This window comes from Streptomyces sp. NPDC006711 (genome assembly GCF_042869775.1).
GTDB lineage: Bacteria > Actinomycetota > Actinomycetes > Streptomycetales > Streptomycetaceae > Streptomyces.
On the sequence record NZ_JBIAGO010000006.1, the window covers coordinates 165,621 to 190,712 of the forward strand.

22 protein-coding genes are annotated in these 25,092 nt (G+C 72.0%); 8 read left to right on the plus strand and 14 right to left on the minus strand.

Translation table 11 applies throughout. The features are described 5' to 3' along the window. Positions 1–115: 115 nt before the first annotated feature. Entirely contained in the window at positions 116–1,720 is a 1,605-nt protein-coding gene (locus ACFYM2_RS15295) for a peptide-N4-asparagine amidase (protein WP_388836447.1), read from the plus strand. 60 nt (positions 1,721–1,780) lie between these two features. On the opposite strand, the gene ACFYM2_RS15300 is transcribed toward ACFYM2_RS15295, so the two are convergent. Then, positions 1,781–3,256, minus strand: coding sequence for a Gfo/Idh/MocA family protein (locus ACFYM2_RS15300; protein ID WP_388836450.1), 1,476 nt, complete (start codon positions 3,254–3,256; stop codon positions 1,781–1,783). Positions 3,257–3,280: 24 nt separating this feature from the next. Next, entirely contained in the window at positions 3,281–3,778 is a 498-nt protein-coding gene (locus tag ACFYM2_RS15305; RefSeq protein WP_388456956.1) for a MarR family winged helix-turn-helix transcriptional regulator, read from the minus strand. Between the two features lie 116 nt (positions 3,779–3,894). On the opposite strand from ACFYM2_RS15305, the gene ACFYM2_RS15310 reads away from it, so the two are divergent. After that, positions 3,895–5,706, plus strand: a complete 1,812-nt coding sequence (locus ACFYM2_RS15310; RefSeq protein WP_388836453.1) for an ABC transporter ATP-binding protein — start codon at positions 3,895–3,897, stop codon at positions 5,704–5,706. A 422-nt stretch (positions 5,707–6,128) separates the two neighbouring features. After that, positions 6,129–6,959, plus strand: a complete 831-nt coding sequence (gene mltG, locus ACFYM2_RS15315; protein ID WP_388456952.1) for an endolytic transglycosylase MltG — start codon at positions 6,129–6,131, stop codon at positions 6,957–6,959. On the opposite strand, the gene ACFYM2_RS15320 is transcribed toward mltG, so the two are convergent. The 6 genes from ACFYM2_RS15320 to ACFYM2_RS15345 all read right to left on the minus strand — a co-directional run bounded on the left by ACFYM2_RS15320 (position 6,960) and on the right by ACFYM2_RS15345 (position 12,616). Further along, positions 6,960–8,084, minus strand: a complete 1,125-nt coding sequence (locus ACFYM2_RS15320; protein WP_388836456.1) for an NAD(P)-binding domain-containing protein — start codon at positions 8,082–8,084, stop codon at positions 6,960–6,962. 63 nt (positions 8,085–8,147) lie between these two features. Beyond that, a complete protein-coding gene (locus ACFYM2_RS15325) occupies positions 8,148–9,356 on the minus strand; it encodes an LLM class flavin-dependent oxidoreductase (protein ID WP_388456948.1) in 1,209 nt (402 codons plus the stop codon). Then, positions 9,353–10,402 carry an ABC transporter substrate-binding protein gene (locus ACFYM2_RS15330; RefSeq protein WP_388836459.1) on the minus strand — a complete coding sequence of 350 codons (1,050 nt, stop codon included), beginning with the start codon at positions 10,400–10,402 and terminating at the stop codon, positions 9,353–9,355. The genes ACFYM2_RS15325 and ACFYM2_RS15330 overlap by 4 nt, the downstream gene beginning before the upstream one ends. A gap of 56 nt (positions 10,403–10,458) precedes the next feature. Continuing rightward, positions 10,459–11,247 carry an ABC transporter ATP-binding protein gene (locus ACFYM2_RS15335; RefSeq protein ID WP_359003980.1) on the minus strand — a complete coding sequence of 263 codons (789 nt, stop codon included), beginning with the start codon at positions 11,245–11,247 and terminating at the stop codon, positions 10,459–10,461. Further along, entirely contained in the window at positions 11,220–12,131 is a 912-nt protein-coding gene (locus ACFYM2_RS15340) for an ABC transporter permease (RefSeq protein ID WP_359003983.1), read from the minus strand. Before ACFYM2_RS15340 ends, ACFYM2_RS15335 begins: the two co-directional genes overlap by 28 nt. A 401-nt stretch (positions 12,132–12,532) precedes the next feature. After that, positions 12,533–12,616, minus strand: a complete 84-nt coding sequence (locus tag ACFYM2_RS15345; RefSeq protein WP_350234457.1) for a putative leader peptide — start codon at positions 12,614–12,616, stop codon at positions 12,533–12,535. Positions 12,617–12,750: 134 nt separating this feature from the next. On the opposite strand from ACFYM2_RS15345, the gene ACFYM2_RS15350 reads away from it, so the two are divergent. The 5 genes from ACFYM2_RS15350 (at position 12,751) to ACFYM2_RS15370 (ending at position 16,649) form a co-directional block, all read left to right on the plus strand. Beyond that, positions 12,751–13,173: a YjbQ family protein gene (locus tag ACFYM2_RS15350; protein WP_388456940.1), complete on the plus strand. Its 423-nt coding sequence runs from the start codon at positions 12,751–12,753 to the stop codon at positions 13,171–13,173. Positions 13,174–13,443: 270 nt separating this feature from the next. Then, entirely contained in the window at positions 13,444–13,914 is a 471-nt protein-coding gene (locus ACFYM2_RS15355) for a hypothetical protein (RefSeq protein WP_388456938.1), read from the plus strand. Beyond that, positions 13,911–15,128 carry an MAB_1171c family putative transporter gene (locus ACFYM2_RS15360; RefSeq protein ID WP_388836462.1) on the plus strand — a complete coding sequence of 406 codons (1,218 nt, stop codon included), beginning with the start codon at positions 13,911–13,913 and terminating at the stop codon, positions 15,126–15,128. Before ACFYM2_RS15355 ends, ACFYM2_RS15360 begins: the two co-directional genes overlap by 4 nt. A gap of 5 nt (positions 15,129–15,133) precedes the next feature. Continuing rightward, positions 15,134–16,108 carry a DNA-binding protein gene (locus ACFYM2_RS15365; RefSeq protein WP_388836465.1) on the plus strand — a complete coding sequence of 325 codons (975 nt, stop codon included), beginning with the start codon at positions 15,134–15,136 and terminating at the stop codon, positions 16,106–16,108. Positions 16,109–16,175: 67 nt separating this feature from the next. After that, positions 16,176–16,649, plus strand: a complete 474-nt coding sequence (locus ACFYM2_RS15370) for a DUF3574 domain-containing protein (RefSeq protein WP_359003999.1) — start codon at positions 16,176–16,178, stop codon at positions 16,647–16,649. A 24-nt stretch (positions 16,650–16,673) separates the two neighbouring features. Here the strand turns inward: ACFYM2_RS15370 and ACFYM2_RS15375 are convergent, their stop codons facing one another. The 6 genes from ACFYM2_RS15375 to ACFYM2_RS15400 form a co-directional block, all read right to left on the minus strand. Continuing rightward, complete coding sequence (locus ACFYM2_RS15375) at positions 16,674–17,222, minus strand: phospholipase domain-containing protein (protein ID WP_388836468.1); 549 nt, start codon at positions 17,220–17,222, stop codon at positions 16,674–16,676. 109 nt (positions 17,223–17,331) lie between these two features. Beyond that, positions 17,332–17,949 (minus strand): hypothetical protein, encoded by a 618-nt coding sequence (locus ACFYM2_RS15380; protein ID WP_388836471.1) that lies wholly within the window; start codon positions 17,947–17,949, stop codon positions 17,332–17,334. Between the two features lie 41 nt (positions 17,950–17,990). Continuing rightward, positions 17,991–18,896 (minus strand): zinc metalloprotease HtpX, encoded by a 906-nt coding sequence (htpX, locus tag ACFYM2_RS15385; RefSeq protein WP_388456930.1) that lies wholly within the window; start codon positions 18,894–18,896, stop codon positions 17,991–17,993. Between the two features lie 152 nt (positions 18,897–19,048). Continuing rightward, positions 19,049–21,982, minus strand: coding sequence for an NHLP bacteriocin export ABC transporter permease/ATPase subunit (locus ACFYM2_RS15390; RefSeq protein WP_388836474.1), 2,934 nt, complete (start codon positions 21,980–21,982; stop codon positions 19,049–19,051). Then, positions 21,983–24,250, minus strand: a complete 2,268-nt coding sequence (locus ACFYM2_RS15395; RefSeq protein ID WP_388456926.1) for an NHLP family bacteriocin export ABC transporter peptidase/permease/ATPase subunit — start codon at positions 24,248–24,250, stop codon at positions 21,983–21,985. Then, a complete protein-coding gene (locus ACFYM2_RS15400) occupies positions 24,247–25,053 on the minus strand; it encodes an HlyD family efflux transporter periplasmic adaptor subunit (RefSeq protein ID WP_359004011.1) in 807 nt (268 codons plus the stop codon). Before ACFYM2_RS15400 ends, ACFYM2_RS15395 begins: the two co-directional genes overlap by 4 nt. Positions 25,054–25,092: the final 39 nt, after the last annotated feature.

Sequence of the window (25,092 nt, forward strand, 5' to 3'; positions counted from 1 at the left end):
TCGCGTTTTCCCGGTGCGGATTTCAAACGGTTTTTCCGCGTTGGGGCCCAGAATCCGCCATGTCCGGGCGCCCGGGTCTGGCGCGGGGCGCGCGCTCGCGCTTCACTCCTGGTCCATGAGACGACGAAGGATCATGTCCATGCTCGGCGGCCTCACCCTGGCCGCCGCCCTGGCGCTCGGCGCGGGGCCTGCGGCGGCCGCTGCCCCGCCCACCGAGTTTGGCACCGACTGGCACGACCCGCTGACCGCGGCGCCCCCGGTCGCCACCCCGCACACGAAGTCCTGCCAAGTCACCATCGCCGAGACCCAGTTCCGCGACTACACGCCCTACCGGGGCGGTTACGCGCCCCCCAAGGGCTGCGGCGACCGGTGGAGCAAGGTGGTGCTGCGCCTCGACGGCAAGGTCAAGGGGCGTCAGTACGACCGGCTCGGCTATCTGCACGTGGGCGGCGTCGAGGTGTTGCGCACCTCGACGCCGGAACCCTCGGCGGAGGGCATCGCCTGGAACGTCGAGAAGGACGTCACCCGCTACAGCTCCACCTTCCGCTCCGCCCAACCCGTCGAGATGCTCATCGGCAACACCGTGGACGACACCTACACCGGCGTCATCGACGTCAAGGTGACCCTCACCTTCTACGCCGCCGACACCCGCACCGCGCCCGCGGCCACCCCCGACCAGGTGCTCGCCCTCGACACCGCGCGGGTCACCACCCCGCGCAACTCCGAACGCCTGCTCGCCGAGGTGTACGCCACCGGCTCCGGCGGCGGCTGCGAGGAGTTCTGGTATCTCGCGGTCCCCGACCCCGCCGCCTACTCCTGCAAGGCGCAGGCCGGGCCCAACCGCGAGGTGCAGATCAAGGTCGACGGCCAACTCGCCGGCATAGCGGCCCCGTTCCCCACCGTATGGACGGGCGGCTGGTCCAACCCCTTCCTCTGGTACGTCGTGCCCGCCCCGCGCGCCTTCGACGTCCAGCCCGTCACCTACGACCTGACGCCCTACGCCGCCCTGCTCAACGACGGGCGTCCGCACCAGGTGGAGGTGTCGGTCGCGGGGGTGCCCACCGGGCAGGCCGGCTGGTCGACGCCCACCAACCTGCTCATCTGGCAGGACTCGGGGCGCAAGGTCGTCACGGGCGCCCTCACCCGTCACGAGGAGACGGACCCGGTCAACTCGACCACGTACAAGCCGGGCTCGCCCGAACTGCGACTCGACGCCCACAGCAGCCACCGTCTGACCACGGCCGGCTACCTCGACACCTCCCACGGCCGCGTCACCACGACGGTGACGCGCTCGGTGGCCGGCGACTCGGTCCACCGCTGGACCGAGGGCGAGAACACCGACGCGCTGAAGGGGAGTTGGCACGACGAGGAGAGCGTGACGACCAAGGGGCGCGGCCCGGCGGTGACCGACCGCGACGACCGGACCTACACGATGGACGGTACGACGACCATCGCCACGGACGGCCGCCTGCGCACCGTCATCACCCTCGGCGACCGCGCGGACGCGCTCACCCTGCGCGGTGCGCGCCCCACCGCCTTCTCCCACCTCGACGACACCTATCAGGGTGACGCGGCCTGGACCATGAACGTGCCGCGCGATCAGCGCCACGCGGTCGGCACCTCGGCCGAGCGCTACCGCCTGTACGGTTCGGACGGGTGTTACGACCGCAGCCTCAAGACGGCGCAGGGCGCCCTGACACAGGACGTCCGGCACTGCTGAGCCGCCAAGGCGGGCGCCCGGGACCCCACCCGGACCAGGGGACCGGCGCCCGCCCCGCCCTCAGGCCTCGGCGGGCTTGGCGGAGTCCATCCCGGGGCGGGGCTTCTTCCACTCGCCCCGGGTGAAGTCGGGGATCTCCTGCGGCAGGCCCCGCTGTTTGATGGACAGATGGCTCAGCGGCACCGGCGCGGTCCAGGTCGCCGCGTCGTACACGTCGAAGTCCGGCACGAGCCCGAGGCGCATGCACTGCGTCAGGCGGAACACCAGCATGTAGTCCATCCCGCCGTGGGTGCCCGGCGGATGGGCGTGTTCCTTCCACAGCCAGTGGTCCCACTCGGCGTACGTCGAGAAGTCGCCCCACGCGTCGTCGTGGTGGTCGCTCTCCAGGTAGATCCGCTCGGGATAGTCCTCGAAGAGCCCCTTGGTGCCGGCGAGGCTGTTGATCCGGCTGTAGGGGTGCGGCGTCGACACGTCGTGCTCGAGCCGGATCACGCGCCCCTTGGCGGTCTCCACGAGGCTGATGGTGCGATCGCTGCCGATGTACGTCTCCTTCCAGCTCGGGTCGCCGGCGGGCATGTGGGCGGCCCGGTACTGCGCGAGGCCGAGCGAGGGCGTCCCGACGCTGACGATGCTCACGGCGCGGTCGCCCCGGTTGAGGTCCATGTAGTTGGCGACAGGACCGAAGCCGTGATTGGGGTAGAGGTCGCCGCGCAGCCGGGTGTGCCACAGCCGGCGCCAGGGGCCTTCGTAGTAGGCCGGGTCGAACATCATGGCGCGCAGATCGTGGTTGTACGCGCCCGCGCCGTGCAGCAGATCCCCGAACTTGCCCGCGTGCGCCATGCGAAGGACCCGCATCTCGTTGCGCCCGTAACAGCAGTTCTCCAGCTGCACACAGTGCCTTCGGGTCCGCTCGGAGAGGTCCACGAGTTCCCACAGCTGGTCGAGTTGGAGCGCGAGCGGGCACTCCACTCCGACATGGACGCCGTTCAGGAGGGCGGACTTCGCGATCTCGAAGTGGGAGTCCCAGGGGGTGGCGACATGCGCGAAGTCCACGTCGCCGCGCTGGAGCAACTGGGCGTAATCGTCCTCGCCGTGGACGTACACGGCGGGCGCGGGCTGTCCAGCGGCGGCCACTTTGGCGGCGGCACGCTCGGCCTTCGCCTTCACCGGATCGCACAGCGCGACCACGGCGACCCCCGGTACGGCCAGATACAGATCGAGCATCGCGGCGCCCCGGTTGCCGAGACCGATCATCGCGACCCGCACCGTGGAGCGCCGCTCGAAGGGCACCCCGATCATGGTCTCGCCCTGGCGGGGCGGTGCCGCCGCCGACGGCCGGCTCGCGTGCTGGGCCGCCGTGGCCGGTGTCGTGGTCACGCCGAGCCCGATGCCGGCGCTCGCGGCGCCCGCGCCCCGCAGGACGGAGCGGCGGCTGACGTCGTGGTGCTCCGATGCTGCCTCGTTCAACGAGTCTCCAGGTGATCGACCGGATGTGGACTCTTGATACCGGTCGCTGGGCGCCTGGTGACGCTTCATCGGGGGCCGCGGGGTGCGTGTCGCTCAGCAGCGGCCCTGCGGTGTGCCGTCCATCAGGGTGGTCAGGAGTTCGCCGAGGACCGCACGCTGGCCGGCGGTCAAAGGGGCCAGGATCTCCTCCGCCGCGCCCCGGCGCGCGCCCCGCAGCGCGCGCAGCGTGGCGCGGCCCGCGTCGGTGAGCTCGATGCGGATCACCCGGCGGTTGGCGGGATCGGGCACCCGGCGCACGTCGCCGCTCTCCTCCAGGGCGTCGACCAGGGTGGTCACGGCGCGCGGGACGACCTCCAGACGCGCGGCGAGATCGGCCATGCGCGGCGGCTCGTTCCAGTGCGCGACCGTGCGCAGCAGCCGGGACTGCGCGGGCGTGATGCCGACCGGCTCCAGGTGGTGTTTCTGGATGCGGTGCAGTCGGCGGGTCAGCCGCAGCAACTGCTCGGCCAGCAGGCCGTCGGCGTCGGCGGCCGCGTCGGTACCGACGGCGGGGCGGACGGCTGGGGCGGCCCGGGAAATGTGTGGCTGCATACGGGAACAATAACAGGACCTGGTTCATTGTGAGTATAGGTAACAATGAGCTATGCTCTCGAAGTCGCCGCCGCTCCGCCTCCGTGCGGGCGCCCTCAGCCCTGTCGAAGGAGCCCATGCGCCCCGAACAATCCACCTGGACACCCCCGCCCCGCGGCACCGAGCCGAAGGAGCCGGCCCAGATCCGCCGCATCCTCGGCCTGTTCCGCCCCTACCGCGGCCGTCTCGCCGTCGTGGGGCTGCTCGTTGCCGCGTCCTCGCTCGTCTCGGTCGCCACGCCGTTCCTGCTCCGTGAAATCCTCGACGTCGCCATCCCGCGCGGCCGCACGGGCCTGCTGAGCCTGCTCGCCCTCGGCATGATCGGCACGGCGGTCCTCACCAGCGTCTTCGGCGTGCTCCAGACGTTGATCAGCACCACCGTCGGCCAGCGCGTCATGCACGATCTGCGGACGGCGGTCTACGCGCAGCTCCAGCGCATGCCGCTCGCCTTCTTCACCCGGACCCGCACCGGCGAGGTGCAGTCCCGCATCGCCAACGACATCGGCGGCATGCAGGCGACCGTCACCTCCACCGCCACTTCCCTGGTCTCCAATCTGACGGCCGTCGTCGCCTCCGTCGTCGCCATGCTCGCGCTCGACTGGCGCCTGACCTGCGTCTCGCTGCTGCTGCTTCCGGTCTTCGTCTGGATCAGCCGCCGCGTGGGCCGCGAACGCAAGAAGATCACCACCCAGCGTCAGAAGCAGATGGCCGCCATGGCCGCCGAGGTCACCGAATCGCTCTCGGTCAGCGGCATCCTGCTGGGCCGCACCATGGGCCGCACCGACTCGCTGACCAAGAACTTCGCCGCCGAGTCCGAGCTCCTTGTCGACCTCGAAGTCCGCTCCAACATGGCCGGGCGCTGGCGCATGTCCACCATCGGCATCGTCATGGCCGCCATGCCCGCCGTCATCTACTGGGCGGCCGGCCTGACCCTGGAGACCGGCGGCCCCTCCGTCTCCATCGGCACCCTCGTCGCCTTCGTCTCGCTCCAGCAGGGCCTGTTCAGGCCCGCCGTGAGCCTGCTGTCCACGGGTGTGCAGATGCAGACCTCGCTCGCCCTCTTCCAGCGGATCTTCGAATACCTCGACCTGCCGGTGGACATCACCGAGCCCGACGAGCCGGTCCATCTGGATGCGGCGCGCGGCACGGTCCGTTTCGAGAACGTCGACTTCCGCTACGACGAGCAGCAGGAGCGCCCCACACTTTCGGGCATCGACCTGACCGTTCGGGCAGGCAGCAGCCTCGCCGTCGTCGGCCCCACCGGCTCCGGCAAGTCCACGCTCAGCTATCTGGTGCCGCGCCTGTACGACGTCACCGGCGGCCGCGTCACGCTGGACGGGGTGGACGTGCGCGAACTCGACTTCGACAGCCTGGCCCGCGCGATCGGCGTGGTCTCCCAGGAGACGTACCTCTTCCACGCCTCGGTCGCCGAGAACCTGCGCTTCGCCAAGCCCGAGGCCGGCGACGAGGAGCTGGAGGCTGCCGCCCGCGCGGCCCAGATCCACGACCACATCGTCTCGCTGCCGGACGGCTACGACACCCTGGTCGGTGAGCGTGGCTACCGGTTCTCGGGCGGGGAGAAGCAGCGCCTGGCGATCGCCCGGACGATCCTGCGCGATCCGCCGGTCCTGATCCTCGACGAGGCGACCAGCGCGCTCGACACCCGGACCGAACACGCGGTGCAGCGGGCCATCGACGCGCTCTCCGAGGGCCGCACCACCATCACCATCGCCCACCGTCTCTCCACCGTGCGCGACGCGGACCAGATCGTCGTGCTCGACGCGGGCGTGATCGTCGAGCGCGGCACCCACGAGGAACTGCTCGACCAGGACGGCAGATATGCCGCGCTGGTGCGCAGGGACGCCGAGCCGGCCCCCGCCCGCAGCTGAGGCCGCGCGTCCGCCGGGGGCACGCACACGGCGACGCCGCCGCTCCCGTGGGACGGGGAACGGCGGCGCCGGGCGTGAGCAGCGTCAGACGAGCCAGCCGAGGAAGTGGAAGACGCCGGCGAGCAGGTCGGTGATCAGGTTCATGATGGTGCTTTCTGCTGGTGTGGAGGCATCAGGGCGATGCCGTCATGGGACTGCGCGAGCCCGGTCCTCAGACCGTCGCTTGCGCCCCTCAAGCATCTGTCGCCACAAGGGAGTTGGGCAACGAAAGCCGGGACGATCACGCGTACCAGCGAACACCCGATCCCCTGTTCGTGTGTTCGCCAGGACCGAGGCCGAGGCCGAAGCCGAGGCTGAGCGCGACGCGCGTCGCAGGCCGCCAGGTGCCCGATATGTCCCGAATCAAGGGGTAGCGTGCCGCCATGAGTGCGACCTCGTACGGCCGAAGGCCCCGGCTGACCCGGCGTGGCCGGCTGTTTCTGCTGCTGTTGCTCGCGCTGCTCGTGGCGGCCGGCGCGGCGCTGTTGCTGGTGCTGCGGGAGTCCGGCGCCCCGGCCAGGAGCCTGGTCGTCCCCGAGGGGTGGCGGGCGAGCCAGGTGTACGCGGCACTCGACCAGCGCCTCCATCTGCCGCCCGGCACCGCCAAGAAGGCCGCAGCCACGACGGACCTGAAGCTTCCGGTCGAGGCCAAGGGCAACCCCGAGGGCTATCTCTACCCGGCCACCTATCCCGTCAAGGAGGACGCGACCCCGGGCGGCCTGCTCGCCTATATGGTCGCGACCGCCAAGGGGCGTTTCGGGCAGGACCGGATCACCGAGGGCGCCCGGAGCAGCGGTCTGACGGTCTATCAGCTGGTGACCATCGCGGGGATCGTGCAGGCGGAGGCGGACTCGGCGGCCGACATGGGCAAGGTCGCCCGGGTCATCCGCAACCGTCTGGCCCAAGGCATGCCGCTCCAGATGGACTCGACGCTGAACTACGCGCTCAACCGCTCGACGCCGGCCACCACCACGCGCGACACCAAGACCGACAGTCCCTACAACACCTATGAGCACAAGGGTCTGCCGCCGACCCCCATCGGCAACCCGGGGCAACAGGCGCTGGACGCCGCGATCCGTCCCACCCCCGGCAACTGGCTGTACTTCGTGACCGTGGCGCCCGGCGACACCCGCTTCACCGACAGCTACGCCCAACATCTCCTGAACGTAGGTGAGTTCAACGAGAACCAGAAGCAGCGGAGCGGTTCCGCCTGATCACGCCGTGGCCGGTTCCCACACCGGCGCGGGCGCCCGCTCGCCGGCCGGCCCGTGCTCGCCCGCCAGGAGCCGTCCGATCTCCCGCACCGCCGCCCGGCCCGCCCGGTTGGCGCCGATCGTCGAGGCCGAGGGGCCGTAGCCGACCAGATGCACCCGCTCGTCCCTGACCGCCCTGGTCCCTTCGAGCCGGATGCCGCCGCCCGGCTCGCGCAGCCCCAGCGGACCGAGATGGCCGATGGCCGCACGGAAACCGGTCGCCCAGAGGATGACATCGGCCGCCACGCTCCGCCCGTCGTCCCAGACCACGGCGTGCTCGGTGATCCGGTCGAACATCGGCAGCCGGTCGAGAACCCCCTTGGCCCGCGCCGCCCGCACCGCGTCGTTCAGCGGCAGCCCGGTCACCGAGACCACGCTCATCGGCGCGAGCCCGAGCCGCACACGCTCCTCGACCATCGCCACGGCCCGCCGCCCGGCCTCCTCGTCGAAGGGGCCCTCGCGGAAGACCGGCGGCCTGCGCGTCACCCACGTCGTGTCCGCGGCCACCTCGGCGATCTCCATCAGGTGCTGGGTGCCCGAGGCCCCGCCGCCGACCACGATCACCCGAAGCCCCGCGAAGGAGTCGGGGCCCGGATAGTCCGCCGTGTGCAACTGCCGCCCCCGGAACGTCTCTTGACCCGGATAGCGCGGCCAGAACGGCCGGTCCCAGGTCCCGGTCGCGTTGATCAGCGCACGCGTCGCGAAGGCGCCATCGGACGTCTCGACGCGCAGCCGGCCGCCGTCGCCCTCACGTACGGCGCTCACCTCGACCGGCCGGTGCACCCGCAGGCCGAAACGGTCCTCGTACGCGGCGAAATACTCTCCGATCACCTCGGACGACGGGCGCTCGGCGGCCGCCCCGGTCAGCTCCATGCCGGGTAGGGCGTGCATCCCGTGGACCTTGCCGTAGGTGAGCGAGGGCCAGCGGAACTGCCACGCTCCGCCCGGCCGGGGCGCGTGGTCGAGCACCACGAAGTCGCGGTCGGGCACGAGACCGGCCCGCCGCAGGTGGTAGGCGCCGGAGAGACCCGCCTGCCCGGCGCCTATGACCACCACGTCCACCTCGCGCACCCCGGTGTAGTTCACGGTTCTACCAACCACGCGGAGTGCGGAGATCTTCCCCGGACGTTTCAGCTACGTGGGGACGGCTCAGCGGCCGCCTCCCACCAGGAGCGGCGCCCCGCCCGGCGCGGAGGCCGGCCGCCCGCTCGCGTCGGGCACCCCGAGCAGCGGGGAGGCCGGGATGTTAGTGAGGAGCCCACGCGCCGCGAGCTCCGGCGTCACGCCCTCGCCGAACCAGTACGCCTCCTCCAGGTGCGGGTAGCCGGAGAGCACGAAGTGCTCGATGCCGAGCTCGTGGTACTCCTCGATCCGGTCGGCCACCTCGCCATGGCTGCCGACCAGCGCCGTGCCCGCTCCGCCCCGTACGAGACCCACGCCGGCCCACAGATTGGGCGAGATCTCCAGGTTGTCGCGCGAGCCGCCGTGCAGCGCGAGCATCCGCCGCTGGCCCACCGACTCGCTCCTGCCCAGCGCCTCCTGCGCCGCCGCGATCGTCTCCGCGTCGAGGTCGCCGAGCAGCCGGTCGGCCGTCGCCCACGCCTCACGCGAGGAGTCACGGGAGATGGTGTGCAGCCGGATGCCGAACCGCACCGTGCGCCCGCGCTCGCGTGCGAGCTCCCGGATCCAGTCGATCTTCTGCTTCACCTGCGCGGGCGGCTCGCCCCAGGTCAGATACACATCCGCGTGTTCGGCGGCCACCGGGCCCGCGGCCGGCGACGAGCCCCCGAAGAAGATCTCCGGCAGCGGGTCCGGCGGCAGCGCGGTCAGCGCGCCCTCCACCTGGTAGTGCTCGCCGGTGAAGTCGTAGGGCTGCCCGCGCCAGGCGCCGCGTACCACCGTGAGGAATTCCCCGGTCCGCGCGTAGCGACGGTCGTGATCGAGGTGGTCGCCGAAGCGGCGCTGTTCGGTGGAGTCGCCGCCCGTCACCACGTTCAGCAGCAGCCGGCCGCGCGTGACGCGCTGATAGGTGGCCGCCATCTGCGCGGCGAGCACGGGGGAGATGACGCCCGGCCTGAACGCGACGAGGAACTTCAGGCGCTCGGTGTGCTGGGCGAGCGCGGCCGTGGTCAGCCACGCGTCCTCGCACCACGTGCCCGTGGGCGTCAGGACCGCCTCGAAGCCCAAGTGCTCGGCCGCCTTGGCTATTTGGACCAGATAGTCGATGTCGGGCGCGCGTACTCCGCTGACGGGCCCCCGACGGGAACGCCCGACGCCGCCGTCGGTGTAGGCGTGACGGTCGACCAGGGTCCGGCCGTCGCCGCCGGTGGGCAGGAACCAGTGCAGATGAACGGTCATCGGGAAGAGGCCTTTCCGTACGAACGGGGGGCGGTGGTGGAGGGCGGGAGTGTGCCGTTGAAGCGGGTGTCGACGTAGTCCTGGAAGGAGAAGCGGCGCGGGATCAGCGACAGATCGGCGAAGGTGTCGGCGATGCGCTGCTCCGAGGCGACCGCCGCCGCGTCCACGGCGACCGCGACACGCGTGCCGTTGCTGCGCCGCACCGAGTCGAGGGCCACCTCGTAGGGGAGCCCGGTCTCCTTCGACCAGACCTTGGCCCATGCCTCGGGGTGCTGGAACACCCAGTCCTGGGCGCGGTTGAGACGCTTGAGGTAGTCGCCCAGGGCCTTCGCCTTCGCGGGGTCGGCCAGCGCGGACGGCGCCGCGACCTGGAACCCGAGACCGTTGGTGACCCCCGCCCCGGTCGCGAGGACCCGGCCCTTCTTCGCGTTCAGGACCTGGGAGGTGTAGGGGTCCCACACCGCCCAGGCGTCGACCTTGCCACGGTTGAAGGCAGCCAGGGCGTCGGCCGGCTGGAGGTAGCTGAGCTTGACGTCGCCGATGCCCAGACCGGCCTTCTTCAGCGTGGCCAGCAGCTGGTAGTGGGCGGAGCTGCCCTGGGCCACCGCGATCGACTTGCCCTTGAGGTCCCCGGGCTTTCGCAGCGGCGAATCCTCGGGAACGAGGATCGCCTCGCCGTCGGATGAGCCGTGGCTCGCCGCCACGACTTTGATCCTGGAGCCGGCGCCGGCGGCGAACACCGGAGGCGTGTTGCCGACCCCGCCGATGTCGACGGCCTTGGCGTTGACGGCTTCGAGCAGTGGGGGTCCCGAGGTGAACGTGGACCACTTGATCTTGTAGTCCAGGTGGTCGAGCTCCCCGGCCGCCTTCAGGACGGCCTGCGAACCGCCTTTCTGGTCACCGACGTTGAGCGTGACCGCGCCGGAGCCGGATCCGGAGCCCGAGCCGGCCCGGGCGTCGGCGGCCGAGTTCCCGCCGCAGGCGGCGAGGACCAGGGCGAGCGGGAGGAGCAGGGCGGGCAGGGCGCGCAGGGTGGGGCGTCGCATGGGTACGTCGTTCCTTCGGGGAGGCTGGTGGCTCTCGGACCGGGGCTGTGCCCGGATCAGGCGGCCGGGGCGGCGGGTGTGGTGTCAGGGGCGGCGGCGGGCTGTGTCACGCCCAGTTCGCGCAGGAGGCGGGAGCGCAGCGTCGCGAACCCCGGGCCGCCGACAGTGCGCGGCCGGTCGAGGGCGACGGCGGTGTCGTGGGCGATGGCGCCGTCGCGCATGACGAGGACCCGGTCGGCGAGCAGCAGCGCCTCGTCCACGTCGTGCGTCACCAGCAGCACCGCGCAGCCGCGCCGCTGCCACAGCTCGGCGACCAGCTGCTGCGCCTTGATCCGGGTCAGCGCGTCGAGCGCGCCGAACGGCTCGTCCAGCAGCAGCAGATCGGGCTCGCGCACCAGGGCCCGGGCGAGGGAGGCGCGCTGGGCCTCGCCGCCGGAAAGGGTCTTGGGCCACGCGTCGGACCGGTGACCGAGCCCCACCTCCTCCAACGCCCGCTCCGCCAGGGCGCGTCCGGGCTTGCCCGGCAGGCCGAGGAGTACGTTGCGCCACACCCGTTTCCAGGGCATGAGCCGGGGTGCCTGGAAGGCGACGGCCCGTCGCTCGGGGACGAGGACCGTGCCCTCGATCTCCCGGTCGAGCCCGGCCAGCACCCGCAGCAACGTTGACTTGCCGCAGCCGCTGCGCCCGAGCAACGCGGTGAACTCGCCTGCCTTCAGCGTGAGTTGGAGCCCGTCGATGACGGCCCGCCCGTCGAAGGACCGGGTCAGGCCCTCGACCCGTACGGCATCGGGGGCGGTGGCGGGAGCGCCGGCGAAGGTCACTGGCCCGTGAAGGTCGGTCGCCATTGCAGGAGCAGCCTTTCGAGAGTGCGGACGGCGGCGTCGGCGATGAGGCCGAGGAAGGCGTACACGACCAGGCAGACCACGATCACGTCGGTACGGAAGAACTCGCGGGCCTGATTCATCAGGAAGCCGATGCCGTCGTCCGCGTTGATCGATTCGCCGAACACCAGGGCGAGCCAGGCGGTGGCGAGTGAGTAGCGCAGCCCGGTCATGGCGCCGGGCAGGGCGCCCGGCAGGACGACATGGCGTATCAGCCCCCATCGGTTGAGGCCCAACGCCTGTCCCGCCTCCACGAGTTGGGCGTCCACGCCACGGATTCCGGCGTACACGTTGAGATACAGGTGGAAGGCCACGCCGAGCGCGATCAGGGCGACCTTGGGGGCCTCGCCGATCCCGAGCCAGATGATGAACAGCGGGATCAGGCCGACCCACGGCACGGTGCGCAGCATCTGCACGGTGGCGTCGATCAGGTCCTCGCCGAGCCGGGAGAGCCCGGAGAGCAGGGCGAGGGTGATTCCGGCGACGCCGCCGACCAGCAGGCCCACCACCACCCGGCGCAGCGAGATGCCCATCGCCGACGGAAGCGTTCCATCGGTGATCAGATCCGCCCCGGCTCGGGCGACGGTCCCGGGAGAGGCGAGGGTGTCGGGGCTCAACACCCCGGTGGCGCTGAGGACTTGCCACAGGACGAGCAGGGTGAGCGGCCCCGCGGTGCGGCGCAGCCAACGCGGCACGGACCGGATCCGGCCGTCCCGGCGTGCGGCGGGGACCACCGGTTCCAGGACGGGCGGGACCGTGGCGGACGCGCGGGGCGCGGTGGTCTCGGCGGGCGGGCCGGTCTCGGCGGGCGGGTCGGCCAGGATCGGTGGGGCGTGGTCGACGGTCATGAGGACTCCAGGGTGGGAGCGAGGAGGGGGAAGCTCCTGAGGGGACGGCCCCGCGCGGCCCGCGCCGCCGCCCTTCCGCGCCCCGACCGTCACGGCCCACCGCGTCACGGACCCCCGCAACGGTCCCGGCCCCCCGGATACGACGCTGAGCAGCCGTAGCCGCACTCGGTGCGACATGTGGCAGCGGCAGGGCAGGCGAGGGGGTCCGCTCGCGCGGGGAGTGGTGGTGACGTGGGTGGCGTGGGTCAGGACCGTCCGGGCGTACGCGTCAGCGCACGGCGGCGGGGCTCAGGCGGCTCCGGAACGCGGAGCACATGAGGAGGGTGAGGGAGACGTCAGCGCGGCCGGTGCGACAAGAATGCGACAAGAAAAGGGCCGGCGGCCGAACAGCCGAAAGGACGTCAGCAGCCGCGGCGACAGGCGGCGGACGCCACCCGCAGCAGGTCGATGTGACCGCGCGTGGTGAGCAGGGCTGAACGTGACATGGCGTGAACGTAGCGACCCGTTCCGTACGAGGTCAACCAGTGTCTCGCCACTCGGACACATCATCTCGCGCGCCGGACGGGTCACCGCTGCCGCCGCCGCGCGTACCGCGTCCGAGGGCGGGAAGATGAGAAACATGTCCGACGTCTTCACCACCCATGTCCTGCACATCGAGACCGGCACGAGCGAGACCGTCACCGACCTGACCGGGGACTGCGAGGAGTTCCTGAACCGGCGGGCGTCCGGCCGTGACGGCCTGCTCAACATCTTCGTGCCGCACGCCACCGCCGGCGTGGCCGTCCTGGAGACGGGGGCGGGCAGCGACGACGACCTGCTCGCCGCCCTGCACACCCTGCTCCCCGCCGACGACCGCTGGCAGCACCGGCACGGCAGCCCGGGCCACGGCCGCGACCACGTCCTGCCCGCGCTCGTGCCGCCGCACGCCACGCTGCCGGTGATCGGGGGACGGCTCGCGCTCGGAACCTGGCAGTCCGTGTGCCTGGTGGACACGAACAAGGACAACCCCAACCGCCAGGTACGCCTCAGTTTTCTCGGCTGACTCGGGGCAAAGAAACTCACCGGCCGGTGAGTTGAGGGTGTGGCATCATGGCCGCGTCGTTCGCCCGGGGACCGGCAGCCGCAATCCACGGGCACTTTCGAATACAGGCATGGCGATGGCCTGCTTCTCCGGCGAGGAAGGCATGGAAGGCGTGGAAGGCTGAGGATGAAGGTGTCTGGTTCCGCGTTACCGTCGCCGGAGGACCGTCGGCTCAGGCGCCGTCTCAAAAAGGTTCGTCAAAACTGTGAGGCCCTGCTCGGGGACTGGGGCATGGAGCACGGCTGCGGCATTGATGAACTGCACGGTTATCTCAGCACGCGGAATCGGCGCCCGATCCATCTGATTCCGACGACCTTCCCGGACCGCCATCTCTTCGGTCTCTGGCTGAAACTCGACGACTTCGACATCATCGCCTACGAGAAAGCCGCGTCCGCGTCACACAAAGAACACATCATCGCCCATGAACTGTCCCACATCGCCTTCGCCCACCGAGGCTCCGTGGAATTCGACCGCGGCGATACGAGCCGGTTGTTCAGCGATGTCGAACCGGCCGTGGTGCAGAGCATGTTGATGCGTTCGCGCTACAGCGACGACGAGGAGCAGGAGGCGGAGACGCTGGCCTCGCTGATCCTGGCCCGTGCCAGCAAGCGCTGGCTCGAACCCGCCTGGGGCGTCCCCGAGGAGGCCGCGGAGATCGTCGCCCGCATCGAGAACGGCGTCGGCCATCCGGACCAGCCATGATGGACGACCTCAACGGGGCCCTCTCCTGGATCTGCGCGCTCGGCGGGTTCGCGGCGTTCGGCTACCGCCTCCCGGATCTCCTGCGCAGAAAGCGCGACGTCGCCCTGTGGGCGCTGTGCGTCTACTTCCTGTGCTCCGGGATCAGCTTCCTGGTCGACCTGGACGCCCTGCGGGTGCACATCTCGGCCCTGTTCGGCCTGCCCAACATCACCTCGCTGATCGTCCAGGTCGCCGTTGTCGTCCTCACCGCCGCCCAGCAGGTCGTCCTCGTGTACTGGTCGGCCCCGCCCGATCAGGCCGGGCGCCGGGCCGGGCGCCGCGTGCTGTTCTTCGGCGCCGCCCTGTGCGTCCTCGTGATCGCCTCTCTCGCGGTCAGCCCGGTCGCCAGCGCCAAGACCGCCACCTCGACGATCCTGCTCAGCATCCAGGACGGCCGGTACGCGCTGTACATGTCGTTCTACCTCGTCATCTGCGGGGTGGGGCAGTTCGAGGCGGTCCGGCTCTCGCTGCGCTTCACCAAGATGGCCAACCGGCAGTGGCTCAAGGTCGGGATGCGGACCGTGACCGTCGGCGCGGCCCTCGTCCTCGTGTACTGCGTCGTCCGCAGCGTCCAGATCGCCGGGACCCAGCTGCATTACGACGCCTCGCGCCTCGACCCCATCCAGTGGTCGTGCGGCACCGTCGGCGCCCTGCTCCAGATCACCGGCTGGACCATTCCGTCCTGGGGCATCCACCTCACCCGTGGCGCCGGGTGGCTGCGCAGCTACCGCTCCTACCTCAGGCTGCGCCCGCTGTGGTGGGCGCTGTGCCAGGCGTCGCCGGACATCGCGCTGGATCCGCCCCGGTCCTGGGCGCGTGACCTTCTGCCGCCGCGCGATCCGCATTACAGCCTCTACCGGCGGGTCATCGAGATACGCGACGGACAACTGATGCTCCGCACCTCGCTCTCGCTCGCCGACTTCTCCCGCGTGGCCCGCTCCCTCGGCCTGCCCGAGGACCCCACATCGCCGCTCGGCGAAGCGCTCCAGGTACGGGCCGTCCTCAACCGTCCGGCCGAGGAGCGCGACGAGCTGGCCGACGCCGCCGGCCTCCCCGCGCGCCCGCCGTACGACGATTTCCGCGAGGAGGTGGAGTGGCTGACCCAGGTGGCGTCCGCGTTCACCGCTCTCACCCAGGGCCGGGCCGTGCGCGCGGCCGCCGGCGTCCCGTGGTGACAGGGGTGGCGCGGCCGGACTTCCCGGCACGGGACGGCGCGGCGTCCGGTTCGCTGACCACCCTGGCCCGGGCGGCAGTCGGGGACCTGGTGGCGCTGGACGCCACGGACGGCGCGAGCGCCGCCGTCACCGCCGTACGCGCCCTGCTGCGCCGCGCCCCGGAACTGGCCGCCGCGCCCGCCACCCTCGGCGCCGCGGACAGCGATCTGCTCGCCGCCCTCGCCGAACTGAGCGAAGTGGCCGGCTGGATCCTCTTCGACGCCGGCCTGAACCGCGCGGCCGCCCGGATGAACCTGCGGGCCCTGGCCCTCGCCGAACGCTCGGGCGACCGCGCGACCGCCCGTCTGACGCTGCTCAACCACAGCATGCTGCTCACCCACCAGCGGCGCCCCGTGGCCGCCCTCGACGCCGTGGCCCGGGTGGGAGGGCCGCGCCCGCTGCCGAACCTGGTCGCCACCCTCGTGCTGGTCCGCCGGGCCCACGCGAGCGCTCTTCTGGGCTGCCGCCGGGATGCCATGGCGTTCATGGCGCGCGCCCGCAGCCGGTTCCTCGACGGCGCCTCACGCCTGGATCCGGCCTGGTCCTGGTGGATCGACGAGCCCGAGCTCACCGGCCACCACGGCTGGGTCCTGGCCAGGCTGCACGACCGGGACCGCGCCATCGCGCTCCTGCACGAGGCCGCCACGGCGCCCGGCCCCTCCTACCGCGACCTCTTCACGGCCGAGCTCCTGGCCGCCCTCGTCCGGGCCGGCGCCTGGCGCGAGGCCGAAGACCTCATCGCCGCCCTGGCGCCGCGCGCCGGGGGCATCGGCTCCGTACGGACGACCCGGGGGCTCGCCCGCACCGCCACCCGGCTGCGGGGCCATGAGGGCGCGCCCGGTAATGCGCGGGACGCGGCGGACTTCCTGCTGAGGTCCCTGCCACCGCGCCGCCGGTGCCTGCCACCGCGCCCCGAGAGCGGGAACGGACCTGCCCGCTAGGCCGTCGGCGGCCCCATCCCCATAAGCCACCCCTCACCATCACCATCACCAGACAGACAGGGACGACATGCTCAACATCCGGGTGTCCACGCCCGCGGCCGCCGCTCTCGTGGCCATCGCTCTCCTCTTCGCCACCGGCGGTCCGGTCTCCGAAGTCGCCTACGGAACGACCGCCGCCCCGTCGGCCGCGTCGGCGACCACCACGCACGGAAGTCCGTACGTGGCGACCCATCTCTACTTCGGCACCGGGCGCCACAACGGTCAACCACCCATAACGGACGACGAGTTCATGAAGTTCGTCGCCGATGTGATCACGCCCCGGTTCCCGTCCGGGCTCACCCTCCAGCAGGGCCGAGGGCAGTGGCGTGACAAGACGGGCAGCATCAACCGGGAGAATTCCTACGAGCTGACCGTGCTGTATCCCGCCGCCGAAGCCCGCACGCACGATCCCGACATCGAGTACATCCGCGCCCTGTACTGCTCGACGTACGGGCTGGAATCCGTGGGCCGCGCCGACGTGAAGGCACAGGCCGACTTCTGAGCGGCCCGGCCGCCGGAGCGCGCCCTAGACAAGGGTGAGCCGGCGGATGCCGAACAGTGTTCCGCCGAGGAGCACCAGGGCCGTCCCCGCGACCAGGGAGTCCGGGTCGAGGACGCCGGGGATCAGCTGACGGCGGCCGGTGGGTGCCCCGGCCGCCGCGTCGCGGGGCGCGGCGGCCACGGGCCCCGCGCTCGCCGCCCGGTCCGTGGCGGGCGCCGCCGAGGGGGAGGGCGCGGGCGTCGCGCAGTTCCGTACGCCGTCGACGTCCTGACGGAAGCCGTTGGGTCCCAGGACGGTGAAGTGGTACCGCTCGTGCTGGGCGACCGGCACCGCGATCGTCCTTCTCCCGCCCGGCTCCACCGTGACCGCGACCCCCGCGAGCGTGAACCGGAACGGCGCGTCGCCGCCGTTTCCGGCGGTGACGTCCACCCCGCCCCGTACGCAGTCGTCGGCCGCCATGACGGACGGCGCGGGACCCCGGGCGGGCAGCGCCGCACCGGTGGCCGCGAGCGCGCTCACGGCCGCCAGCACGAGGGCGCGGCGGGCCACGCGGTGCTGAACTTGCTGCCTCACGGAGGGCCCTTCGGGCTGGGGGAGGGGCGGCGGCGGGGACGTACTCCAGTACGCGCGGGGGCCGACGGGCGTTCAACGGGCTTCGGCGGCAGGGCCGTTGGTGGCACGCTCACAGGCCCGGCGCGCCCCAGACCGGGAACCAGCGGGTCAGGTCGCCCTCGAAGCGCAGGTCGTCCGAGAGGACCGCCCTGATCCGCAGCTCCAGCGCGTTGTCCCGCCGGTCCCCAGGAAGCGGGGCGAAGGGGTAGAACGTCCCCCGTTTGTAGAGGTACACCAGGGCGAAGGCCTGCGCCTGTCCCTGTCCCTGCCCGTGTTCGTTCTCCCCGGCGTCCTCGATGCGCTCGAACCCGACCAGAGAGCACAGGAGTTGGGGGCCGAAGCCCGTCCCTTCGAGCGCGGTGTTCACGGCGTGCAGGTCACCCACGAGCGAGGTCAGGTCGTCGGGCCCGCGACGGGAGAGCAGCCAGGAGTACCCATAGGTGTCACGGCTGAACTCCACGGGGGCGCCCGCGCGTTGACCGTCCGCCTCAAGGAGCTCCGTCACGTCCTGGCGGATCCGGGCGAACGCCGCTCCCTCCACGGTGGTGAAGCACACCGACCCCCGGCCGGTCGGCGTGAACCCGGTGGCCGCCCGCAGGGTGATCGCGGCGGACGGCAGTGCGAACAGCCGGTCGAGGTCGGGCGGTGCGGCCCGGGTGCGGCCGAGCAGGATGTCGAGGAAGCCCATGTGCCGTGTCCTTCGTCAGGAGGCGCGGCCCGGTGCCGCGCTCACGCGGGGCGCCCGAGCTCCGCCGAGATCCTGGCCAGCTTGTCGAGCCGTTCCTGAAGGCTCGGATGCGTGGCGAAGAGCCGGGCGACGCGGCTGTCCGCGCCGATGGCCGGGATGAAGTAGAAGGCGTTGAACGCGCTCGCGGTGCGCAGGTCCTTGCTGGGGATGCGGGCGATGTCGCCGTCGAGTTTGGTCAGCGCCGACGCCAGCGCGGAGGGGTGCCCGGTGAGCAGCGCGCCGGCCCGGTCGGCGGCCAGTTCCCGGTAGCGCGACAGTGCCCGGATGAGGAGGAAGCTCAGCGAGTACACCAGCGCCGAGACCGCCATGACGGCCGCGAGGACGGCCATCGTGTTCTGGTCGCGCCGGCCCCGGCCCCCGTAAAGCTGGGAGTAGAACGCGAAGCGGACGACGAGCCCCGCGATGACGCCGAGGAACGAGGCGACGGTGATCACCGCCACGTCGCGGTGCGCCACGTGCGACAGTTCGTGGGCCAGGACGCCCTCCAGCTCGTCGGGCTCCAGACGGCGCGTGAGCCCCGTGGTCACACAGAGCACCGCGTGGTCGGCGTTGCGCCCGGTGGCGAACGCGTTGGGCAGGTCCGTGTCGGCGACGGCGAGCTGTGGCCTCGGCATGTCGGCGGCGGCGCACAGCCGGTCGAGGACGCCGTGCAGCTGGGGCTGTTCCTCGCGGGACACCACGCGCCCGTGCATCGCGTACAGGGCGATGCGGTCGGAGAACCAGTACTGCGACCACAGGACGGCCGCCGCCACCACCACGACCACGACGATGGACCTGAGCAGCACCACGAGCGCCCCGACGAACGCCACGTACAGCAGTCCGAGCAGGAAGACCGTGACCAGCATGCGGGTGGTCAGCTGCCGGTCGGGCTCGAAGCGGCTGTGCACGGCCCTCACACCCTCCCGTGAACGGCGGGGACGGGGGCGGTGGGGGCGGCGACGGGGGCCGGGAGGGCGAAGGGCGCGTTCGGCTTGATCATGGCGTGCTCCAGGACCGGGTGGGGGTGTGCACACATCCACCATGCCACCGCCCGGGCGTTTCAGAGCAGCTGCCGGCGCACCAGTTCGCGCAGGCGCCCGCCGGGATCGGAGAGGAGCGCCGCCGGCGGGCCCTCCTGTACGACGCGGCCCTCGGCCATGACGATCACACGGTCGGCGTCCAGGACCGTTGAGAGCCGGTGGGCGATCACGACCCGGGTGGCCGCGAGGCTCCGGGTGCTCTCGGTCACGACGCGCTGGGTCTCGTTGTCCAGGGCGCTGGTGGCCTCGTCGAAGAAGAGGACGCGGGGGCGCCTGACCAGTGCCTGGGCGATCATGAGACGTTGGCGCTGGCCGCCGGAGATGGCGCCGCCGCCCGAGATCATGGTGTGCAGCCCCATCGGCATCCGCTTGATGTCCTCGGCGAGCCCCGCCATGGCCGCCGCCTGCCACGCCTCCTCCTGGCTGAAGAACTCCGCCCCGCAGATGCAGTCCAGGATCGACCCGCTGAGCGGCTGGGCGTTCTGGAGCACGACCCCGCACTGACGGCGCACGGCCGCGCGGTCCAGCGCCGCCAGGTCCTGGCCGTCGTACAGGACGCTGCCCGTCACCGGGTCGTCGAAGCCGATCAGCAGGCGCAGCAGGGTCGACTTGCCGCAGCCGCTCGGCCCCACGATCGCCACGAACTCGCCCGGCGCCGCCTTCACCGAGACGTCGTCGAGGACCAGCGGCCCGTCGTCGGTGTAGCGGAAGGACACCCCTCTCGCCTCGATCTCCCCCGACAGCACACCGGGCTGGGTGCTGGCCCCGCGCACCTCGGGGGCCGCGTCGAGCACCGGCTTGATCTGCTCGAACATCGGCAGCACCGCGGCGGCCGACAGGAACGCGCCGGTGAGCTGGGTGACCGAGGTGAGCAGCATCGTCACGGCGGTGTTGAACGTCAAGAACGCGCCCGCCGACAACGAGCCGCGTGCGGGGCCCGCGAGCAGGGCGAACAGGAGCAGTGAACACACCGGCAGATAAACGGAGTTGAGGACCGTCGTCAGGTTCTTGATCCGGCCCGCCCGTTTGTGGAGCTCCCTGCTGCGCGCGAACTCCCCTGCCCACGCGCCGTAGGCGAAGCTCTCCGCCGCCGCGACCCGCAGCTTCGGCAGCCCGCGCAAGGTCTGGAACGCCTGGTTGTTGAGCTTGTTGCTCAGCACCACGAGGCGGCGCTGCCAGCGCAGTTCCCACATCCCCATGGCCAGGAACACGCCCGCGATGACGAGCAGCACGGCGATCGCCGCGAGGGCGAGCGGCACGCTGAAGCACAGCAGCAGGACCAGGTTGACCAGACCGACCGTGCCCGCCTGTGCCACCAGGGGCCCGGTGCCCGAAAGGACCCGGCGGATCGCTCCGACGCCCATCGCGGCGCTGGCGAGCTCACCGGTGGAGCGCCCGGCGAAGAACTGGGTGGGCAGCCTCAACAAGCGGTCCCAGACGGCCGGTTGGAGGGTGGCTTCGATACGTCCTTCCATGCGCAGGATGGTGAGGTTCTGCATCAGCGAGAACGCGGCCGACACGATGGCGCTGACGATGACGGCCAGCGACACCCGCGCGATGAGACCTGTCTCGGCGCGGGGCACGTACGCGCCGAGCACCTGCCCGGTCGCGATCGGCACCAGGGCGCCGAGCGCCACCGTCACCAGGCCCGCAAGGAGCAGCCGCCGCACATCGGCGCGGGTGCCGCGCAGGCTGAACCGCGCGAGACCCCACATGCCGAGGGGACGCTCGGGCAGCGGCCGGTAGAGCATCACGGCGCGCCGCTCGAACTGCGCGGCGTTGCCCGCGTCCACCCGGGTGCGCCGGCCCGACGAGGGGTGCACCGCGTCATAGCCGCCGCGCCGCCACAGCAGCGCGACGGGCGCCCCGCTCGTGCGGTGGCCCACCAGCGGCCCCGCGTCCTCGCGCCACCAGCGTCCCTCAAGGCGCACGGGGCGGGTACGGATCCGTGAGCCGAGGGCGACGGCTTCGACGGGGTCGACCCGGTCGCTGACCGCGCCGGCGAGCGAGGGCCCGGCCAGCGTGATGCCGGTGGCCTCTGCGACGAGACGGCAGGCGGCGTAGGTGGCGTCGTCCCCGGGGGCTGCCCCGCGCGCCGAAGCCTTGCGGGTGCGGCCGATGGAGGTCACGAGCGCCCGGTCGGCCTCCTCGCGGACGGCCTCGCCTGCCTTGATCCCCGCTGCCGCGCGGTCCTCGTGGGCGCGTTCCGCGGCCTCGATCCACCGGTCGAGCGCGGACAGCAGCCGGTACTGCTGATTGACCATGCTCTGCCACAGCGCGCCGTCGACGAGCAGATCGCCCGCCGCCTCCGCGCTGAACTCCGCCCCGTACCGCACGCTGCCCGGCGCCACCGTGAGCCAGAGGTTGTCGTCGTCGGCCACGGACTCCGCCGAAGCGGTACGGCCGTCCAACGGGGCCTCGAACAGGACGCGTTGACCGCGTCCCACGCCGAGCGAGAAGGCGTGCTCCAGGAGGCTGAGGGCCGCGTCGCCTGCGTCGTACCCGCTCGGATGGGCGCCCTCGTACCCGGTGGCGTGCGGATGGCGGTACAGCTCGCGCAGCGGGATGCGGCGCAGCGCGCACTCCCGCAGGGGCCGGCCAACCAGGGTGTGCCGGGGTCCTTCGACCGGGCCCAGCAGCAGCGTGCCCGGTTCGAGGCGGCCGAGGAAGTGCCAGTGGCCGCCCTCCGCCGCGTCGACCGCGAACAGGTCGAGCGCGCCGCCCACCACGAGCCACAGCACCTGCGGGCCCTGGAGCGAGAAGCCGGGCAGACCCGCGCAGTCGATGTGCTGCCCGAGGCCGCCGAGCGCACCGACCACGGCGTCCCGGCCGGGGTCGTGGGCGTCGGGCGCGGGGTGCGCGAAGGGGTGAGCGGAGGGGTGTGCCGAGGGCCCCGCTGAAGTCTGTGCGGACAGGTGAGCGGAGGGGTGCGCGGAGGGGTGCGGGGAAATCATTCAGTGCTCCCTGACCAGCTCGGCGTACGCCCCGCCGGCGGCGACAAGCTCCTCGTGGCGGCCCCGCTCGACGACGGTGCCGTGGTCGAGCACCAGGATTTCGTCGCTGTCGCGGACGGTGCTGAGCCGGTGCGCGATGACCACGCAGGCGCAGCCGCGGCGGCGCACATTGTCGATGATGACGTGTTCGGTCTCGGCGTCCAGGGCGCTGGTCACCTCGTCGAGCACCAGGATGCTCGGCCGGCGCACGAGGGCGCGGGCGATCTCCAGGCGCTGGCGCTGGCCGCCGGAGAAGTTGCGTCCGTCCTGCTCGACCCGGCTGTGGATGCCGCCGGGGCGGCGCGCGACGACCTCGTACAGGGCGGCGTCCTTGAGCGCGGTGACCACGGCGTCGTCCGGGATCGAGGGGTCCCACAGCGCGACGTTGTCCCGCACGGTGCCCTCGAAGAGGAAGATGTCCTGGTCGACGAAGGAGACCGACGCGGCGAGCGTCCCGCGCGGGATGTCATCGAGGCGCTGCCCGTCGATGCGGATCGTGCCCTCCCAAGGGGCGTACAGGCCCGAAATCAGCCTGGAGACCGTCGACTTGCCGCTTCCCGAACCGCCCACCAGGGCCACCTGCCGGCCGGGCCCGACCGTGAGCGAGAACCCGCTGAGCAGGGGCTTGTCGAGGGGGCTGTAGCCGAAGGTGATGTCATCGAGCGTGACATGGCCCTTGAGACGGCGGGTGTCGGCGCCCGGCTTGGGGCGGGCGCCCGGCGCGTCCACGGGGAAGTTCTCCACGTCTTTCAGCCGGGCCACGTCCGCCGCGAAGTCCTGGATCCGCCCGGCCACCCCGTTCAGCCGGGTGACCGGCGCGGTGAAGCGGGCCACCAGCGCCTGGAACGCGACGAGCAGCCCGATCGAGAGGTGCCCCTCCACCGCCCGGAGCCCGCCGATCCACAGGATGAGCGCGCTGTTGAGGGTGGCGAGCGCGGGCGCGACGATGCCGAGCCAGGCGCTCGGCACCCCCAGGCGCTGCTGCTCCTCCAGGGTGGTGGCGTGCTGGCCCGCCCAGCGGCGGAAGAACCCGTTCTCGCCGCCGGTGGCCTTCATCGTCTCGATCAACTGGAGCCCGGTGTAAGCGGTGTTGGTGAGCCGGGCGCTGTCCGCGCGCAGCTTCTGGCTCCGGGTGGCCCGCAGCCGCACCACCACGCGCATCGCGACGACGTTGAGCAGCGCGATGGCGACCCCGATGACGGTGAGCTGGGGATCGTAGGTCCACAGCAGGACCGCGTAGAGCAGCACCACGACGCCGTCCACCGCCGCCGCCGTCAGGTCGCGCGCCAGCGTCTCGGCGACCGCGTCGTTGGACTGGAGGCGCTGGACGAGGTCGGCGGGGCCGCGCTGGGCGAAGAAGGTGACCGGCAGCCGCAGCAGATGCCGGAAGAACCGGGCGCTGGTGAGCGTGGAGGAGATGACGCGCCCGTGCAGCAGATTGGCCTGCTGGAGCCAGGTCAGTACGGCGGTGAGCACCACCAGGGTGCCCATGGCGGCGAACAGCGCGCCCAGCAGCGAGGTCTGATGCCCCATCAGGAACAGGTCGATGTAGGTACGGCTGAGCGCGGGCAGGGCCGCGCCGACCGCCACGAGCAGCAGACTCGCCAGGAGCGAGGCCAGCATGGTGGGCGTGGTGCCGCGCAGGCGGGCGGGCAGCGCGCTCAGGACGCCGGGCGCCCGGCCGCCGCGCCGGAAGTCCGGGCCGGGCTCAAGGACCAGGACGACCCCGGTGAAGCTGGTGTCGAAGTCCTCCGAGGGAATGAACCGGCGGCCCTTGTCGGGGTCGTTGACGTACACGCCGCGACGGCCGAGCCTGCGCCCCGCGCCGTCGTACACGACGTAGTGGTTGAACTCCCAGAACAGGATCGCGGGCGCGCTCACCTCGGCCAGCGCGGCCGGTTCCATCTGCATGCCCTTGGCGGTGAGCCCGTAACTCCGCGCGGCCTTCAGGATGTTGCTGGCGCGCGAGCCGTCGCGGGAGACGCCGCAGGCGATGCGCAGCTCCTCCAGCGGCACATGGCGCCCGTGGTGGGCCAGCACCATGGCGAGCGAGGCGGCGCCGCACTCAAGGGCCTCCATCTGGAGCACGGTGGGGGTGCGCACCCGCCCCGGGCGCGGCGCCCTCGGTGCCCGGCGGCCGCGCGAACGGCGGCCGCCCGGGGGCGGGCCCGGCCTGCGGCGGCCGTGTCCGGTGGAGGGGAGTGCCGGGGTGGGGGACGGTGCGGTCACGGGAGCAGCCAATCGAGGGGACGCCGGTCGGCCAGGTGGACGGTGCCGGTGGCCGGGATCATGGAGCCGAGGGCGAACGGCGGCCCGTCGGCGGACGACCAGCGGTATCCGGACGTCGTGGCGGTCGTACGGTCAAGGCGCACCAGGACCCCCACCGGCCTGCCGTGCTGGGAGAACTGCTCGGCGAGCTGGCCGTCGCCGAGGAAGGCGGCGATCTGTTCGCGGGTCTGCGGCGCCCTGCCGACGGCGGCCACCGTGCCGCGCAGCACCCCGTACCGCTCGGCGGGGACGGACTGCACGGTGAGGTCGACCCGCGCGCCCACGGGCACGTCCGCGCCGCTGTCGCCGGGCACGTACAGCATCACCACCAAGGGGTCCTCGGGCCCGCCGGCGCGCTCGATGCTCGCCACGTCCGCGCCGGTGGCGAGGACCGAGCCGATGGTGGCGGAGAGGTTGGTGAGGCGGCCGGCGTCGATCGCGCGGACGGTCCTGTCGCCCTGGGCGGTACGGACCTTGAGCAGCGGGGCGTCGGCCGCGAGCAGCTGGCCCTGCTGGGCGAGGACGCCGGTGACCTGGCCCGCGACCGGGCTCTGAAGGATGTAGCTTCCCTCGGCGTGGGTCAGGATGCCGGGCGCATCGACCGTGGAGGCGACGGACCCGTTGACGGCCCACAGACACGCGGCGGCCATGACCAGCACGGTGACCAGAAGGACGAGCCCGCCCTGCGGTCGCGCGAAACGCACCGGCAGGTCGAGTTCTTCCGGCGATCGCAGCTTGGAAAGGGCCTGTTGGCGAAATTGCACGGAATTCTTTCCTCAACCACGGACCATCGGCAAGGAGCC